Annotated in this window: 12 protein-coding genes and 1 pseudogene; 1 reads left to right on the forward strand and 12 read right to left on the reverse strand. The window is 72.0% G+C overall.

Features of this window, described 5'->3' with window-relative positions:
• The 8 genes from tmk to bldG form a co-directional block, all read right to left on the reverse strand.
• Nucleotides 1-2,510 (reverse strand): dTMP kinase (gene tmk / locus ACLU3S_RS28905; protein WP_413954906.1); only part of this gene is annotated, 2,510 nt, incomplete at its 3' end.
• A 121-nt stretch (nt 2,511-2,631) separates the two neighbouring features.
• Nucleotides 2,632-5,484, reverse strand: a complete 2,853-nt coding sequence (gene topA / locus ACLU3S_RS28910; protein ID WP_413954907.1) for a type I DNA topoisomerase — start codon at nt 5,482-5,484, stop codon at nt 2,632-2,634.
• Nucleotides 5,485-5,753: 269 nt separating this feature from the next.
• Nucleotides 5,754-5,951, reverse strand: coding sequence for a hypothetical protein (locus tag ACLU3S_RS28915; protein WP_413954908.1), 198 nt, complete (start codon nt 5,949-5,951; stop codon nt 5,754-5,756).
• A gap of 530 nt (nt 5,952-6,481) precedes the next feature.
• Nucleotides 6,482-8,002 carry a methyltransferase gene (locus ACLU3S_RS28920; protein WP_413954909.1) on the reverse strand — a complete coding sequence of 507 codons (1,521 nt, stop codon included), beginning with the start codon at nt 8,000-8,002 and terminating at the stop codon, nt 6,482-6,484.
• A gap of 256 nt (nt 8,003-8,258) precedes the next feature.
• Nucleotides 8,259-8,888 carry a small secreted protein gene (locus ACLU3S_RS28925; protein ID WP_413954910.1) on the reverse strand — a complete coding sequence of 210 codons (630 nt, stop codon included), beginning with the start codon at nt 8,886-8,888 and terminating at the stop codon, nt 8,259-8,261.
• Nucleotides 8,889-9,083: 195 nt separating this feature from the next.
• The gene (locus ACLU3S_RS28930) at nt 9,084-11,489 is read right to left on the reverse strand and encodes a sodium-translocating pyrophosphatase (protein WP_413954911.1); all 2,406 of its coding nucleotides are present in this window, start codon (nt 11,487-11,489) and stop codon (nt 9,084-9,086) included.
• 295 nt (nt 11,490-11,784) lie between these two features.
• Nucleotides 11,785-12,219, reverse strand: coding sequence for an ATP-binding protein (locus ACLU3S_RS28935; RefSeq protein ID WP_413954912.1), 435 nt, complete (start codon nt 12,217-12,219; stop codon nt 11,785-11,787).
• Nucleotides 12,220-12,421: 202 nt separating this feature from the next.
• The gene (bldG, locus tag ACLU3S_RS28940) at nt 12,422-12,763 is read right to left on the reverse strand and encodes an anti-sigma factor antagonist BldG (RefSeq protein WP_010986038.1); all 342 of its coding nucleotides are present in this window, start codon (nt 12,761-12,763) and stop codon (nt 12,422-12,424) included.
• A gap of 81 nt (nt 12,764-12,844) precedes the next feature.
• On the opposite strand from bldG, the gene ACLU3S_RS28945 reads away from it, so the two are divergent.
• Complete coding sequence (locus tag ACLU3S_RS28945) at nt 12,845-15,382, forward strand: DEAD/DEAH box helicase (RefSeq protein WP_413954913.1); 2,538 nt, start codon at nt 12,845-12,847, stop codon at nt 15,380-15,382.
• Here the strand turns inward: ACLU3S_RS28945 and ACLU3S_RS28950 are convergent.
• From ACLU3S_RS28950 to ACLU3S_RS28965, 4 genes and pseudogenes are all read right to left on the reverse strand, one after another.
• Nucleotides 15,264-15,752, reverse strand: a complete 489-nt coding sequence (locus ACLU3S_RS28950; RefSeq protein WP_413954914.1) for an Rv3654c family TadE-like protein — start codon at nt 15,750-15,752, stop codon at nt 15,264-15,266. The genes ACLU3S_RS28945 and ACLU3S_RS28950 overlap by 119 nt on opposite strands.
• A 260-nt stretch (nt 15,753-16,012) precedes the next feature.
• Nucleotides 16,013-16,351 carry a TadE family type IV pilus minor pilin gene (locus ACLU3S_RS28955; protein ID WP_413954915.1) on the reverse strand — a complete coding sequence of 113 codons (339 nt, stop codon included), beginning with the start codon at nt 16,349-16,351 and terminating at the stop codon, nt 16,013-16,015.
• Between the two features lie 22 nt (nt 16,352-16,373).
• Nucleotides 16,374-16,574, reverse strand: coding sequence for a DUF4244 domain-containing protein (locus ACLU3S_RS28960; protein ID WP_413954916.1), 201 nt, complete (start codon nt 16,572-16,574; stop codon nt 16,374-16,376).
• Nucleotides 16,575-16,649: 75 nt separating this feature from the next.
• A pseudogene (locus ACLU3S_RS28965) lies at nt 16,650-16,836 on the reverse strand (hypothetical protein); the annotation flags it as partial.

A 16,836-nucleotide genomic window follows, 5' to 3' on the forward strand; every position in this document is an offset into this window, starting at 1 on the left:
TCGGCGCGCAGCCGGGCCTCCTCCTCGGCCAGCTTCCGGCGCCGCTCCTCCTCGGCCCTGCGGCGGGCCTCCTCCTCGGCGCGGGCCTTCTCCTCGGCGAGGAGCCGCTGCCGCTCCTCCTCCGCGCGCCGGGCGGCTTCCGCGGCCCGCCGCCGGGCCTCCTCCGCCTGCCGTTCGGCCTCGCGGCGCTGCGCCTCCTCCAGCTCGCGGCGCTTGCGCTCCTCCTCCTCGGCACGCAGCCGGGCCAGCTCCTCCTGGCGCTCCCGCTCCAGGCGCTCCTCCTCGGCCTTGCGCGCGGCCTCCTCCTCCGCCTTGCGGCGGGCCTCCTCCTCGGCCTTCTTCCGCGCCTCCTCCCGGGCCTTGATCTCGGCCTCGGACAGCGGCAGCACGGTGTCCAGCCGGTGCCGGATCACGGTGGTGACGGCCTCGGGCTCCTGCCCGGCGTCCACGACCAGATAGCGGCCGGGGTCGGCGGCGGCCAGTGTGAGGAAGCCGGACCGCACGCGCGCGTGGAACTCCGCCGGCTCCGACTCCAGCCGGTCCGGCGCCTCGGTGAACCGTTCGCGGGCGGCCTCCGGGGAGACGTCCAGCAGCACGGTGAGGTGCGGGACCAGCCCGTTGGTGGCCCAGCGGTTGATGCGGGCGATCTCGGTCGGGGACAGGTCGCGCCCGGCGCCCTGGTAGGCGACGGAGGAGTCGATGTAGCGGTCGGAGATCACCACAGCGCCGCGCTCCAGGGCGGGCCGTACGACGGTGTCGACGTGCTCGGCCCGGTCGGCGGCGTACAGCAGCGCCTCCGCGCGGTGCGACAGGCCCGCCGAGGACACGTCGAGCAGGATCGAGCGCAGCCGCTTGCCCACGGGCGTGGCACCCGGCTCGCGGGTGAGCACGACCTCGTGCCCCTTGGCGCGGATCCACTCGGCGAGGGCCTCGGCCTGGGTGGACTTGCCGGCGCCGTCGCCGCCCTCGAGGGCGATGAAGAACCCGTTCGGCGCCGGCGCCTCGACCGGGTCGTCGCCGCCGAGCAGCGCGTCCCTGAGGTCCTGGCGCAGCGGGATGCCGGAACGGTCGTCGACCTTGGCGAGCACCAGCGCGGCCACGGGCAGGAGCAGCGCGCCGACGAGCATCAGCGTGAAGGACGCGCCGCCGTGCGCGAACACGAACCGGCCGTTCTCCAGCCGGTGCCGGCCGATGAGTCCCGCGACCACCGGCGCGACCACCGCGCCGAGCGCTACGAAGACGCGGACCACGGCGTGCAGGTGCTCGGTGGTGCGGGCCCGGCGGTAGTCCTCGGTCTCCTGGTCGAGCAGAGCGTGCCCGGTGTTGGCCGCCACGCCCGCGCCGAGGCCGGCCAGTGTGACGATCAGGAGCACGGTGGTGACGTCCGGGACCAGCCCGGCGGCCAGCAGGGCGATGCCGGTGAAGGCGATCGCGAGGGCGAGCAGCCGGCGGCGGGAGAGGGAGGGCAGCAGCACGGGCGCCGTGCGGATGCCGACGGCGACGCCGCCGGTCAGGCCCAGCACCAGCAGGCCGTACAGGGCCGGGCCGCCGCCCAGGTCGGTGGCGTGCAGCACGCACACCGAGACGGCGGCCGCGATGGCGCCGGCGACGGCGGCGCAGGCCGGCACGAGCAGCGGGATCGCGCCCGTACGGCCCTTGTCGACGCCCGCTCCGGTGCGCGGGCGGCGCAGTCCCTCCAGTGGGGACCGCGCGCGCGGGGTGCGCGTGTCGGGCAGTTCGAGGAAGGTCAGCACGGACAGGGAGGCGGCGAACAGGCCGGCCGCCACATACGCCCCGAGGGCCGCGTGGTGCTGGTCGAACCAGGCGACGCCGGTGCCCAGCAGGTTGTTGAGCAGCGCGGCGACCACAAGTGCGGCGGCGGCCAGCGGCACCGCCAGGAAGCCGGTGCGCAGCGCGAGGCGGCGCAGGGCGTCCATGTGGTCCGGCAGCGGCCGTACGGAGGCGCCCTCCGGGGGCGGGGCGGGCAGCAGGGCCGGGGCGGCGCTCTCCCCGCACACGGTCCACAGCCGCTCGGCGACGCCCGTGACGAAGGCGGTGACGAGCAGCGCGGCGAGCGCGTTGCCCGGTGTCCAGTCGATCCACAGGGGCGCGACGATCAGCAGCGCGGCGCGCAGGCCGTCGGCGCCGACCATGGTCCAGCGGCGGTCGAGCGGACCCTCCTGGGCGGTGAGCGTGGTCAGCGGTCCCAGGAGGACCGCGCCGAAGAGCAGCGCCGCGAGCACGCGCGCCGCGAAGACTGTCGCCACTGCGAACGCCACGCCCCGGTAGCCACCGCCGAACGCCCCCTGGGCGATCGCGGCCTGGAGGGCGAGGAGGACCAGGACGAGAAGGGCGAGGGTGTCGCCGACACCGCTCACCAGCTGCGCGCTCCACAGGCGCCTCAGCTGCGGTCGGCGCAGCAGGGAACGGACGGCGCGCTCGCGGGAGTCCGCGACCAGGGCGTCGTCCGGTGCTGTGGTGTGGGCCGTTGGCTGCTCGGCTCGCGTCATGCGTTCAGACTATCCGCAGCCACCGACACCACACCTCGCCGTCCTGGCATGCGCACGCCCCGACACCAAAGTGATGCCGGAGCGTGTGCTCGGCGAAGCCGAACAGGCGAGCGAAGAGGGGTCAGTCCTCCGCGCCGGAGGCGTTCGCCTTCGAGGCCGTGGCCTTCTTGGCGGTCGTCTTCTTCGCCGTGGTCTTCTTCGCGGCCGCGGTCGTCTTCTTCGCCGCCGCCGTCGTCTTCTTCGCCGCCGTCTTCTTGGCGGCGGTCTTCTTGGCCGGGGCGGTCTTCTTGGCCGCCGCCTTCTTCACGGTCTTCTTGGCGGGCCCCTTCGCGCGCTTCTCGGCGAGCAACTCGAAGCCGCGCTCCGGCGTGATCGTCTCGACGCTGTCGCCGGAGCGCAGGGTCGCGTTGGTCTCGCCGTCGGTGACGTACGGGCCGAAGCGTCCGTCCTTGACCACGACCGGCTTGCCGGAGACAGGGTCCTCGCCCAGCTCCTTGAGTGGCGGCTTGGCGGCGGCCCGGCCGCGCTGCTTGGGCTGGGCGTAGATCGCCAGCGCCTCTTCGAGGGTGATCGTGAAGAGCTGCTCCTCGGTCTGCAGCGAGCGCGAGTCCGTGCCCTTCTTCAGGTACGGGCCGTAGCGGCCGTTCTGCGCGGTGATCTCCTGGCCCTCGGCGTCGGTGCCGACGACACGCGGCAGCGACATCAGCTTCAGCGCGTCCTCCAGGGTCACCGTGTCGAGCGACATCGACTTGAAGAGCGAGGCGGTGCGCGGCTTGACCGCGTTCTTGCCCGTCTTCGGGGTGCCCTCGGGGAGGATCTCCGTCACGTACGGGCCGTAGCGGCCGGCCTTGGCGACGATCTGGTGGCCCGTCTCCGGGTCGGTGCCCAGCTCGAAGTCGCCGCTGGGCTTGGCCAGCAGCTCCTCGGCGAGCTCGACGGTCAGCTCGTCCGGCGCCAGGTCGTCCGGGATGTCGGCGCGCTGGTGCTGCTCGGTGTCCTTCTCGCCGCGCTCGATGTACGGCCCGTAGCGGCCCACGCGCAGCACGATGCCGTTGCCCACAGGGAACGACGACACCTCGCGCGCGTCGATCGCCCCCAGGTCGGTGACCAGTTCCTTGAGGCCGCCGAGGTGGTCCCCGTCGCCGTTGCCCGCGTCGGCCGCGCCGCCGGTGCCATTTGCCTCGCCGAAGTAGAAGCGCTTCAGCCACGGCACGGCCTGCGCCTCACCGGCCGCGATGCGGTCGAGGTCGTCCTCCATCCTGGCCGTGAAGTCGTAGTCGACGAGCCGGCCGAAGTGCTTCTCCAGCAGGTTCACGACGGCGAAGGACAGGAAGGACGGCACCAGGGCCGTGCCCTTCTTGAAGACGTAGCCGCGGTCGAGGATCGTGCCGATGATCGACGCGTACGTCGACGGGCGGCCGATCTCGCGCTCTTCCAGCTCCTTGACCAGGGAGGCCTCGGTGTAGCGGGCCGGGGGCTTGGTGGCGTGGCCGTCGACCGTGATCTCCTCGGCCGACAGCGCGTCGCCCTCGGCGACCTGCGGGAGCCGGCGCTCGCGGTCGTCCAGCTCGGCGTTCGGGTCGTCGGCGCCCTCGACATAGGCCTTCAGGAAGCCGTGGAAGGTGATCGTCTTGCCCGAGGCGCTGAACTCCACGTCCCGCCCGTCGGCGGCGGTGCCGCCGATCCGCACGGTGACCGAGTTGCCGGTCGCGTCCTTCATCTGGGAGGCGACGGTCCGCTTCCAGATCAGCTCGTAGAGCTTGAACTGATCACCGGTCAGACCGGTCTCCGCGGGCGTGCGGAAACGATCACCCGAGGGACGGATCGCCTCGTGGGCCTCCTGCGCGTTCTTGACCTTGGCGGCGTAGGTGCGCGGCTGCGGGGGCAGGTAGTCGGCGCCGTACAGCTGGGTGACCTGGGCGCGGGCGGCCGTGATCGCGGTCTCGCTCAGCGTCGTGGAGTCCGTACGCATGTACGTGATGTAGCCGTTCTCGTACAGCTTCTGGGCGATCTGCATCGTGGCCTTCGCGCCGAAGCCGAGCTTGCGGCTGGCCTCCTGCTGCAGCGTCGTCGTACGGAACGGGGCGTACGGCGAGCGGCGGTACGGCTTGGACTCGACGGAGCGCACGGAGAAGCGGGTGTTCTCCAGGGCGGCGGCGAGAGCGCGGGCGGTCGCCTCGTCGAGATGGAGGGTGTTTTCGCTCTTGAGCTGCCCCAGGGAGTCGAAGTCGCGACCCTGCGCGACCCGCCTGCCGTCGACCGTCTGCAGGCGGGCGACCAGCGACGACGGGTCCGACGGGTCTCCTGCGCGGCCGGTCGCGAAGGTGCCGGTCAGGTCCCAGTACTCGGCGGAACGGAACGCCATGCGCTCGCGTTCCCGCTCCACCACGAGTCGCGTGGCGACGGACTGCACGCGGCCGGCCGACAGCCGGGGCATGACCTTCTTCCACAGCACCGGGGAGACCTCGTAGCCGTAGAGGCGGTCGAGGATGCGGCGGGTCTCCTGGGCGTCGACCAGCTTCTGGTTGAGCTGGCGCGGGTTGGCGACGGCCTCGCGGATCGCGTCCTTGGTGATCTCGTGGAAGACCATCCGCTTGACGGGGATCTTCGGCTTGAGGACCTCCTGGAGGTGCCAGGCGATCGCCTCGCCCTCCCGGTCCTCGTCGGTGGCGAGGAACAGCTCGTCGGAGTCCTTCAGCAGATCCTTGAGCTTCTTGACCTGCGCCTTCTTGTCGGCGTTGACCACATAGATCGGCTGGAAGTCGTGTTCGACGTCCACGCCGAGGCGGCGGACCTCGCCGGTGTACTTCTCGGGCACCTCCGCGGCGCCGTTGGGAAGGTCACGGATGTGCCCGACGCTCGCTTCGACGACGTAGCCGGGGCCGAGGTAGCCCTTGATCGTCTTCGCCTTGGCAGGCGACTCGACGATGACGAGTCGGCGGCCGCCCTGTGCGGTCTCGCTGGTCGGGGACAACTTCGCTCTTCTCTCCGGTCGACGCTTGGGCCTCCCCAGGCCTTGGTCCCGGGGTCGCGGCGTACTGCTGGCACGTGTGACGCTGCGGAGTGTGACGGTACATCCCGCCCCCGTGTCAAACGGGAAAAGCCCGCAACGGCCACTCGAACGGTAACCCGACTACCGGCATTCCTGCCGCCCGGAGTCCCGGGTACCCCCTTCGGCGCCTGTCCGGAGCGTGACGCTCCCCTTACTCTCGGGGGACTTGCCGCACCCTTCGGCCGCCGGTGTCAGAGGCGGGTGAGGAAGTACACGCCGAGGGTCAGCCCGAGGGTGCCGGCCACGCTCGCGAGGGTGGCCGACGCGACTCGGCCCACCCCATGGGCCACCGGCTCGCCGCGTCGCACGCGCGTTCCCGTCCAGACCAGGAGAACGCCTCCGAACAGGGCGAACACCACTCCCCCGAAGATCGCCGGCCCGCTCTCCATCCCCTGCCCGCCCTTCCGCGCCGTCCGCCTCCGCACAGCCCGGGGAGCCTGGCACGCGCGGGAGACGGGCGGGCGAAAGCGGGGTGAACGGAAGGCCCGCGGGGCACCGGACACGGTCGGCGCAGAGCGCGGGTGCCGGTCGGGCCCAGGTATTTTTCCGGCCTTTTTCCCGTCACCGCTCCGGGCGGCGCGTGAGGGCGGCGACGGTGACGCACGGCATACAACGGTGACGGGTCGTACGAGACGCTCTCCGGCAGACGACACGGGCCCCTCCTAGACGATTCCCGGGCTACGACGGGGGACGTGCGTACGAGGTGATCACCGGGCTACGACCGGGCACGCGCACACCAAGCGATCACCGGCCTACGACCGGGCACGCGCACACCAAGCGATCACCGGCAGACAACAGAGACGCGCGTACGAGGTGATCCACGGCATACGGCGGTCCTGGGCCTACGACGGTGATCCGCGCGCCGGTACGCCGGCACGCGGATCCGGGGTACGACCGCACGCGATGCGATCCGCGCAGCTCAGCCCGCCGGCTCCAGGAAGCCCTGTTCCACCAGCAGACGGATCTGCGCGGGCGTCCGGTCGCGGAGCACCACCGGGTCCTCGCCCATGAGCTGGGCGATGGCGTCCAGGATGCGGCCCGCGCTCAGCGTGCCGTCGCACACGCCCGCGAACCCGGCGCCGACCGTGTCCACCTTGGTGGCGCGGCGCATGCCGCGGTGCTGGCGCAGCACGACGTGCTCCGGGTCCTCGGCGCCGGGCAGCCCGACCTGCTCCTGCATCACTTCGCCGGCCAGCCTGAAGTGGCTGTCCAGGAGCGCCGCGTCGTCGTGCTCCCGGAGATAGTCGAGGCGCTCGAAGTGCGCCCGGATCGTCTCCCCGAGGGGCTGCTCGACCGGGTGCGGCCACTCCTCCACGGTGATGCCGGGTTCGGCGGCGCCCGTCCGGCGCAGGGTGATCCAGCCGAAGCCGATCGCCCTCACCTTGCGCGCCTCGAACTCGTCGAGCCAGGCGTCGTACCGCGCCTGGTACTCCGCCGGGTCACCGCGATGGTCACCGGCGTCCCTCAGCCACAGCTCGGCGTACTGCGTGACGTCCTGCACCTCGCGCTGCACGATCCAGGCATCGCACCCGCGCGGCACCCACGACCTGAGTCTGTCCTGCCAGTCCTCCCCTGCCACGTGCTGCCAGTTGGCGAGGAACTGCGCGAACCCGCCCTCGTTCAGCCGTTCCCCCGCCTGCTGAACGAGCGAGCGGCACAGATCGTCCCCGCCCATGCCGCCGTCGCGGTACGTGAGGCGGGCACCGGGCGAGATCACGAAGGGCGGGTTGGAGACGATCAGGTCGAACCTCTCGTCGTCCCGGACCGGCTCGAACAGCGAGCCCTCGCGCAGGTCTGCGGCGGGCGCGCCGGAGAGTGCGAGCGTGAGCGCGGTGATGTGCAGCGCGCGCGGGTTCAGGTCGGTCGCCGTCACGCGCGTGGCGTGCTGTGCGGCGTGCAGCGCCTGGATGCCGGAGCCGGTGCCGAGGTCCAGCGCGGCGGTGACGGGGGCGCGCACGGTGATGCCGGCGAGCGTGGTGGAGGCGCCGCCGACGCCCAGGACGACCCCCTCGTCGCGCTGTCCGATGCCGCCCGCCCCGCCGACCGCGCAGCCGAGGTCGGAGACGATGAACCAGTCCTCGCCGCCGGGGCCGCCGTAGGGCCGCACGTCCACGGTCGCGGCCACCTCGTCGCCGCCCACGCGGGTGAGCCACCCGGCCTCCAGGGCCTGCTCGGCCGGCAGGACGGCCGCCACGCGCGCGTGGGACACGGGTTGCTGCAGCAGGAACAGCCGAACGAGCGTCTCCAGCGGCGTGTCGCCACGGGTGGCCCTGAGGGCGGGCACGGTCTCGCTGCGGGCCAGCGCCGCGTACGCGGGGGCGCCGAGCAGATCGAGCAGCCCGTCGGCGGTGAAGGAGGCGGCCAGCAGCGCGTCCCGCAGGCGCGCGGCGACGTCGGGCCGGTCGGAAGCGGGCAGGGTGGCGAGTCCGGAGTCAGTCACGCCCCCATTGTGTCCCGCGCAACCCGTCCGAGACGGCCTGAGCACGCCCACCGGCAGACCGCCGGGGGCCGCCGAACGGACCGCCCGGCCCCTGGCGCACCAACGCCCTCTCGTGCCTCCGGCACCGTTGCGCGGGACGCCTCCGGCCCCGCGGCGGCGCATGCCGGCGTGCCTGCGGCGCCGGCCGGCACGGGCCCGCCTCGGACGGCCGCGTGGCCGCCTCAGCACGGCCGTGCGGCCCGTCGTCAGCCTGCCGTCAGCCCGCCGTCGAAGCCGTCACCGAGGGCGACGCCGAGGAGGCGATCTTCTTGCAGCTGGCCTGCTGGGCGACGGCGTCCTTGACCTCGCCCTGCTGGAGGTTCTTCAGCGCCTCGGTGCCGCTCTGGTGCTTCTTCTCCAGGTCGGTCATCTGCACGGCGACGTCGTGCAGCCCGGAGGCGAACTTCGCCTGGTCCTTGGTGTTCAGCCCGTCGACCTGCTTCTTCAGGTCGGCGTAGGAGGCGGAGAGGCTGTTGAAGCTCTTCACGACGTCCTGCAGCCGCTTGGCGCCGTCGCTGACCCCGGGGGGCGCACCCGCGTCCTTGATGGCCGTGGCTATCGCCTTGTAGCCGTCGGCCATGTCCTGGAAGGCCTGGGAGTCGGTCTTCCGGAGCGTCTCGGGCTTGGCCGTGTCGGCGGCCGTGGTGCTGATCGCCGCGTTCGCCGCCTTGATCTTGGTGTCCTGCGCGGGCACCGCGTCGCACACCGACTTGGCCCAGGCGACCAGCTTGGGGTCGGGCCCCTTGCTGCCGTCGCTGCTGCTGCAACCCGACAGCGCCACCACCAGTACCGCACCGCCGGACAGTGCGGCCGCGAGCTTCTTGTTCACCGGATTGGTCCCTTCCATGGCTCTCGGCCCCCGGACCCTACACGGCGAACACACGTCCTCCCCATGCCGTACGCCCCCTAAGGCGGTGTTTGTGACTCTTGACACCACGAGAGAGGCGTCTCACGGCGTGGTGTCGCCCACACACGCGGGCGGGCGGCCGGCGCGTCAGCACGCGCCGTCCGCCCGCCCGTTGAGCAGGCCCGCTCCGGAGGCCTACGAAACCACCGCCGCATCCGGTGAGTTGGCCACCCGCTCGGCGCTCTCGTCGTCGCCGACGGCGATTCCGCGCCGCTTGGAGACGTACACGGCACCGGCGATCACGAGGAACGCGAGGATCGCGACGGCGATCCGCACGCCGATGTTCTTGTCGTCGCCGTAGGAGAACTTGATCACCGCCGGGGCGATGAGCAGGGAGACCAGGTTCATGACCTTCAGCAGCGGGTTGATCGCCGGGCCGGCCGTGTCCTTGAAGGGGTCCCCGACCGTGTCGCCGATCACCGTGGCCGCGTGGGCCTCGCTGCCCTTGCCGCCGTGGTGCCCGTCCTCCACCAGCTTCTTGGCGTTGTCCCAGGCGCCGCCGGAGTTGGCCAGGAACACCGCCATCAGCGTGCCCGCGCCGATCGCGCCGGCGAGGTAGGAGCCGAGCGAGCCGACGCCGAGCGTGAACCCGACGAAGATCGGCGCCATGACGGCGAGCAGACCGGGCGTGGCCAGCTCCCGCAGCGCGTCCTTGGTGCAGATGTCGACGACCTTGCCGTACTCGGGCTTCTCGCTGTAGTCCATGATCCCGGGCTTCTCGCGGAACTGCCGCCGCACCTCGAACACCACCGAACCGGCCGAACGCGACACGGCGTTGATGGCCAGGCCGGAGAAGAGGAAGACGACCGCGGCGCCCATGATGAGGCCGACGAGGTTGCTGGGCTGCGAGATGTCCAGGGACAGGCTCAGCGGCGCGCCCGGCCCGGTGAGCTTCACCCCGACGTCGTGCACGTTGGTGGTGATCGCGTCGCGGTACGACCCGAACAGCGCCGACGCAGCGAGGACGGCGGTGGCGATGGCGATGCCCTTGGTGATGGCCTTGGTGGTGTTGCCGACCGCGTCCAGGTTGGTGAGCACCTGCGCGCCCGCGCCCTCGACGTCGCCGGACATCTCGGCGATGCCCTGCGCGTTGTCGGAGACCGGCCCGAAGGTGTCCATGGCGACGATCACACCGACCGTGGTGAGCAGGCCGGTGCCGGCGAGCGCGACCGCGAACAGCGCGAGCATGATCGACGTGCCGCCGAGCAGGAACGCGCCGTACACGCCGAGCCCGATGAGCAGCGCGGTGTAGACGGCGGACTCCAGGCCGACCGAGATGCCGGAGAGGACGACGGTGGCCGGACCCGTGAGGGAGGTCTTGCCGATGTCCCGGACCGGGCGCCGGTTGGTCTCGGTGAAGTAGCCGGTCAGCTGCTGGATGACCGCGGCGAGCAGGATGCCGATCGCCACCGCCACCAGGGCGAGGATCCGCGGGTCGCCGTCCTTGCCCTTGATCGCCGCGTCCGTGACGCCCTTGAGGGCCGAGTACTTCGACGGCAGGTAGACGAAGACCGCGACCGCGACCAGCGCGAGGGAGATCACCGCGGAGATGAAGAAGCCCCGGTTGATCGCGGTCATGCCGCTGCGGTCGGCGCGCCGGGGGGCGACCGCGAAGATGCCGATCATCGCGGTGATCACCCCGATGGCGGGCACCAGCAGCGGGAAGGCGAGTCCGGAGTCGCCGAAGGCTGCCTTGCCGAGGATCAGCGCGGCCACCAGGGTGACGGCGTACGACTCGAAGAGGTCGGCCGCCATGCCCGCGCAGTCGCCGACGTTGTCGCCCACGTTGTCGGCGATGGTCGCGGCATTGCGCGGATCGTCCTCCGGAATGCCCTGCTCGACCTTGCCGACCAGGTCGGCGCCGACGTCGGCGGCCTTGGTGAAGATGCCGCCGCCCACACGCATGAACATCGCGATCAGGGCGGCGCCGAGGCCGAAGCCCTCCAGCACCTTCGGCGCGTTGGCCGCGTACACCAGCACCACACAGGAGGCGCCCAGCAGGCCGAGCCCCACCGTGAACATGCCGACGACGCCGCCCGTGCGAAATGCGATCTTCATCGCGGTGTGCGAGACGGTGGTGAGATCCTTTTCGGGTTCACCCTCGGCCGGGGTGGCCTCCCGGGCCGCGGCGGCGACCCGCACATTGCTGCGCACGGCGAGCCACATGCCGATATAACCGGTGGCCGCCGAGAAGGCCGCACCGATCAGGAAGAACACCGATCGTCCGGCACGCTGACTCCAGTCGTCCGCGGGCAGCAGCATGAGCAGGAAGAACACGACGACGGCGAATACGGCGAGCGTGCGCAACTGCCGGGCGAGATACGCCTTGGCGCCCTCCTGGACCGCCTCGGCGATCTTCTTCATGCTGTCGGTTCCCTCGCCCGCGGCGAGCACCTGGCGCACCAGGATCCCCGCGACCACCAACGCGGCGAGAGCGACCGCCGCGATGACTGCCACGATGATCCGGTTGTCGTCGGTCAGGACCGCTGCCGCGAGGGAAGTGGGGTGGTCCAGCTGATAGGGGGTAGAAAGCCCCGCCATTCGTCCTCCTTGACGCTTGGGCTGAGCTCAAGATGTGGACGGATTCTAGGTACCCCCGAGTGATCTAAACAGAGCACGGTAAACGGAATTGGCCTTCTTGTGCTCTTCAGCAAATGATCGAGGTCACGCCACGGAACCCGAAAGAGGTAACGCCCCAAAACCATTGACGGCCGCATTGGCGCTTGATCAAATTATCGGGGTATTGATCGTGAATTGGTTCACGAATTCGGCGCGGTGCCGCAAAATACGAGAAGGGCCCTGCTGAGCAGGGCCCTTGCAAGATCGCGCGGTTGCTTCAGAGGAGCGCCGTCGCCGACGGGGTGGTCTGCCACCTCATCCGGATCAGACCGCCGTGCTGCCCGGTGGTGACCTCCACGTCGTCGACGAGGCCGCTGATCACCGCGAGCCCCATCTCGTCCTCCTCGACATCCGCGTCACCGTCCGCTGCACCGCCGGGCGTGTCGCCGCCGTGGGTCGCGTGCGGGGCCTCGTCGCCGACCTCGATGGAGAACTGTTTCTCCTCCTCGATCAACGCGACCTTCACGGGTGCCGTGATGCCGCTGCTCTGGTGCAGCCCGACGGCACGGGAGCAGGCTTCGCCGACGGCGAGCCGGACCTCGTCCAGTACGGCCTCGTCCACTCCGGCCCTGCGCGCCACCGCTGCCGCCACCAGCCGGGCGGTCCGGACGTGCTCGGGCAGCGCGCTGAAGCGGAGTTCAACGGTGGCCATGCATCCCCCTCGCAACTCACGGGCGTGCGGTCGGAGCGGGCCGCCGAGGACCCGCCCCGTCATGAACTTCGATACCCGGATGCAGCCCGGGCGCAACGGACCCCGGTCGGGCACCGGCCGGCGACGCCCGGACCGGTCACCGGTCCGGGAGGACCGGTGACCCGGCGTCGGCCGGCGGCCCCGCAGCGGGCCGGTGACAGGGTCAGTCGGTGGCCGCCACCGCTTCCTCGACCGAGGTGTGGATCGGGAACACCTTGGTGAGACCGGTGATGCGGAAGATCTTGAGAATGCGCTCCTGGTTGCAGACCAGGCGCAGCGAGCCCTCGTGGGCACGCACTCGCTTCAGGCCACCGACCAGAACGCCGAGCCCGGTGGAGTCGAGGAAGTCCACGCCCTCCATGTCGACGACGAGGTGGAAATTCCCGTCGTTCACCAGCTCGACCAGCTGCTCGCGCAGCTTGGGCGCGGTATATACGTCGATTTCGCCACCGACCTCGACGACCGTACGATCGCCGACGGTACGGGTCGACAGGGACAGGTCCACGGATCCTCCAGCACCTTGCTATCGAGCGGTCGCCCTTCGGGCACCTCGGCCTGCTGCTCCTGGAAGGCGCCGCCGGCCGCGATGGCATTCAATCACTTACGGGCAGGCGTGCACGACGCCTTGACTCCATTGTCCGTCACGCCAGTGACACACTCGGTGCCGATGGCCAAGAATCACCGATCCGATCGACCCCTGACGGACCCGGCGTCCCGCCCGGCTCCGAGCGCTGTCCTGGGCCGGCTCGCCTCCGGACCGAGCCGGTCTGCGCGCATCACTCATACGGAGCACTTGCCCCCGCGCGCGGGCCGCCATGCCGTCTGGCCTGACCGGATTCGGCCGGAGGTGATCGCCGCGGTGCAGGAGTGCGGCATCGAGCACCCCTGGGCGCACCAGGCGCTGGCCGCCGAGCACGCCCTGGACGGCGACTCGGTGGTGGTCGCCACCGGCACCGCCTCCGGCAAGTCCCTCGCCTATCTCGTGCCCGTGCTGTCCACCCTCCTGGATGGTGCGAAGGCTCCGAACGGCCGAGGCGCCACCGCCCTGTACCTCTCCCCCACCAAGGCGCTCGCCGCGGACCAGTGCCGGTCGGTGAAGGAACTCTCGCGACCGCTCGGCTCCGACGTGCGTCCGGCCGTGTACGACGGCGACACCCCGTTCGAGGAACGCGAGTGGATCCGCCAGTACGCCAACTACGTCCTCACCAACCCGGACATGCTGCACCGCGGGATACTGCCCTCCCACCCGCGCTGGTCCTCCTTCCTGAAGTCGCTCAAGTACGTCGTCATCGACGAGTGCCACACCTACCGGGGCGTCTTCGGCTCGCACGTCGCCCAGGTGCTGCGCCGGCTGCGCCGCCTGTGCGCCCGCTACGGCGCCTCGCCCGTCTTCCTGCTGGCCTCCGCGACCGCCGCCGAGCCCGCCGTCGCGGCTCGCCGGCTGACCGGCCTGCCGGTGGTCGAGGTCGCCGACGACGCCTCCCCGCGCGGGGAGCTCGTCTTCGCCCTCTGGGAGCCCCCGCTCACCGAGCTGCACGGCGAGCGGGGCGCCCCCGTCCGGCGTACCGCCACCGCCGAGACCGCCGACCTGCTGACCGACCTGACCGTGCAGGGCGTGCGCTCGGTGGCCTTCGTACGGTCCCGGCGCGGCGCCGAGCTGATCTCGGTGATCGCCCAGGAGAAGCTGGCCGAGGTCGACCGCTCCCTGGTCCGGCGGGTCGCGGCCTACCGCGGCGGCTACCTCCCCGAGGAGCGCCGCGCCCTGGAACGCGCCCTGCACTCCGGGGAGCTCCTGGGCCTGGCCGCCACGACGGCCCTGGAGCTGGGCGTGGACGTCTCCGGACTGGACGCGGTGGTGATCGCCGGCTACCCGGGCACCCGGGCGTCGCTGTGGCAGCAGGCCGGCCGCGCGGGCCGTTCCGGCCAGGGTGCCCTTGCGGTCCTCGTCGCCCGCGACGACCCCCTGGACACCTTCCTCGTCCACCACCCCGAGGCTCTGTTCGACCAGCCGGTGGAGTCCACCGTCCTCGACCCCGACAACCCCTACGTCCTCGCCCCGCACCTGTGCGCCGCCGCCGCGGAACTCCCGCTGACCGAGGCGGACCTGGACCTCTTCGGTCCGGCCGGCGCGGAGCTGCTGCCGCAGCTGGAGGCCGCGAAGCTGCTGCGCCGGCGGACGAAGGCCTGGCACTGGACGCGCCGGGAGCGGGCCGCCGACCTCACCGACATCCGCGGCGCGGGCGGACGCCCGGTACAGGTCGTGGAGTCCGGCACGGGACGCCTGCTCGGCACGGTCGACGCGGCCGCCGCGCACTCCACGGTCCACGAGGGCGCCGTGCATCTGCACCAGGGCCGCACCTACCTGGTGCGCTCCCTGGACCTGGAGGACTCGGTCGCCCTGGTCGAGCAGGCCGACCCGCCGTACTCGACGGTCGCCCGCGACACCACCTCGATCTCCATCCTGGAGACCGACACCGAGGTCCCGTGGGGCGCGGGCCGCCTGTGCTACGGCTCCGTCGAGGTCACCAACCAGGTGGTCTCCTTCCTCCGGAGACGCCTCATCACCGGCGAGGTGCTGGGCGAGACGAAACTCGACCTCCCTCCTCGTACGCTGCGCACGCGCGCGGTGTGGTGGACGGTCACCGAGGACCAGTTGGACGAGGCCCGGATCAGCCCGGAGATCCTCGGCGGCTCCCTGCACGCCGCCGAACACGCCTCGATCGGCATGCTGCCCCTGTTCGCGACCTGCGACCGCTGGGACATCGGCGGCGTGTCCGTGCCCCTGCACCCCGACACCCTCCTGCCCACGGTCTTCGTGTACGACGGCCATCCGGGTGGCGCGGGCTTCGCCGAGCGGGCCTTCCACACGGCCCGAAGCTGGCTCGCCGCCACCCGGGAGGCCATCGCCTCCTGCGAGTGCGAGGCCGGGTGCCCCTCCTGCATCCAGTCCCCCAAGTGCGGCAACGGCAACGACCCGCTGCACAAGAGGGGCGCGGTGCGGCTCCTCACGGTGCTGCTGCGGGGGGCGCCGCAGGAGAAGGAGGCGCGGGGGCAGGAGGAGCGGGGGCAGGAGGAGCAGGAGAGCCGGGTGGAGCCGGCTCCGGGGCAGGTGTCGCGCGGCTGACCTCGGGCGGCACCGCATCCGCCGGACCGGCTCTGGCCCTGACCTCCGCCGCGAACGGGCCTCTTCCCGAGGCCGCGGTGACGTCCGAGGTCTCGCCCTCGATCGCGCACCGCACCAGCCGTACACCCTGGGCCGCCGCCACCCGTCCGGCCCGGGCGCAGGCCGCGGCACCGCCCTCGGCCCAGTGGTCCGCCGCCGCGAGCGCCGCCAGATCCGCCCCGCCGGCCGCCCGGTGCCGGACGACGACGGCCTGACCGAGCGCCAGCACGGCACCGAACACCACGCAGAGCACGGCGATCGACCCGAGACTCCACACGGATGCGGAACCCCGGTCACTCCGCACGGATGCGGAACCCCCATCACCCCGCACGGATACGGAACCCCAATCGCTCCGCACGGATACGGAGCCTCGATCACCCCGCACGGATGCGGAACCCCGATCACCCCACACGCATGCGGAACCCCGGTCGCAACAGTGCCGGCCTCGCGCCCGGCCCGGCCTCACGGCCAGGTCTCCCCCGACGGCGGCGGACGCTCGGCCGCGCTTCCAACCATGCCTGGGAGCCACGCACTTCGAGAGGGGGGCGGCGTCCTCGCCGCGACCGCGCCGACTTGGCGCCCAGCCCCGGCTCACGGCCCCGGCTCCCTCGCACCGACGGTCTCCTCGGCCAGCGCGACGGCCTCCTCGCGCACCTCGAAGGGCAGACCGCTCAGCAGCGGCGGTCTGGCGGTCACCGTCACGCGGACCTGATCGCCCTGGCGCCCGACGGTCACCCGCGCCCCGCGCGGCGCCGCCTCCCGGGTCAGCCTCACCACCGCATCGGCCGGGTCCTGCCGGGCGGCGGCCCGGGCGCCCACGCGGGCCGCGTCCACGCACTCGATCTGCGCCGCCACCACGAGCAGCCCCCAGACCAGCGCCATCGTGAACGCCACCAGCACGCAGAGCACCACGGCCGCCTCCGCGGTCACGAACCCCCGGTCCGCTCCCCGTTCACATCCGCGCACTGAGGGCCTTCTTCACGATGGCCTGCAGCTCCGCGCGGACCTCGCCGCTGGTGACGACCTCGTAGAGCAGCAGGGCGAACCCGACGGCCGCGATGATGCCCATCGCGTATTCGGAGGTCACCATTCCGGCATCCCGACGGCACGCCCGCCGCAGCCCCGCCAGCGCGTCCCTGATCTTCCTGTTCACTTCAACCCCCGTGTGGTTTGGGTCTGTTTCTGCTTCCCTGTCACTTGTCCTGCGTTCTGCGCAGTGCCGTACGCCTCACCTCCCTCCCACCACGCCGCCCGCCAGCCCGATCACCACGGGCAGCACGCCGATCGCAACGAAGGCGGGCAAGAAGCACAGCCCCACCGGCGCGGAGATCAGCACGGCAGCCCGGCGCGCCCGGGCCGTGGCGGTGCGAGCCCACTCCGCGCGGGCGTCCGAGGCGAGGCGAGCCACCGGCGCG

The sequence above is a fragment of the Streptomyces sp. AF1A genome, from assembly GCF_047340315.1.
Taxonomy (GTDB): domain Bacteria; phylum Actinomycetota; class Actinomycetes; order Streptomycetales; family Streptomycetaceae; genus Streptomyces.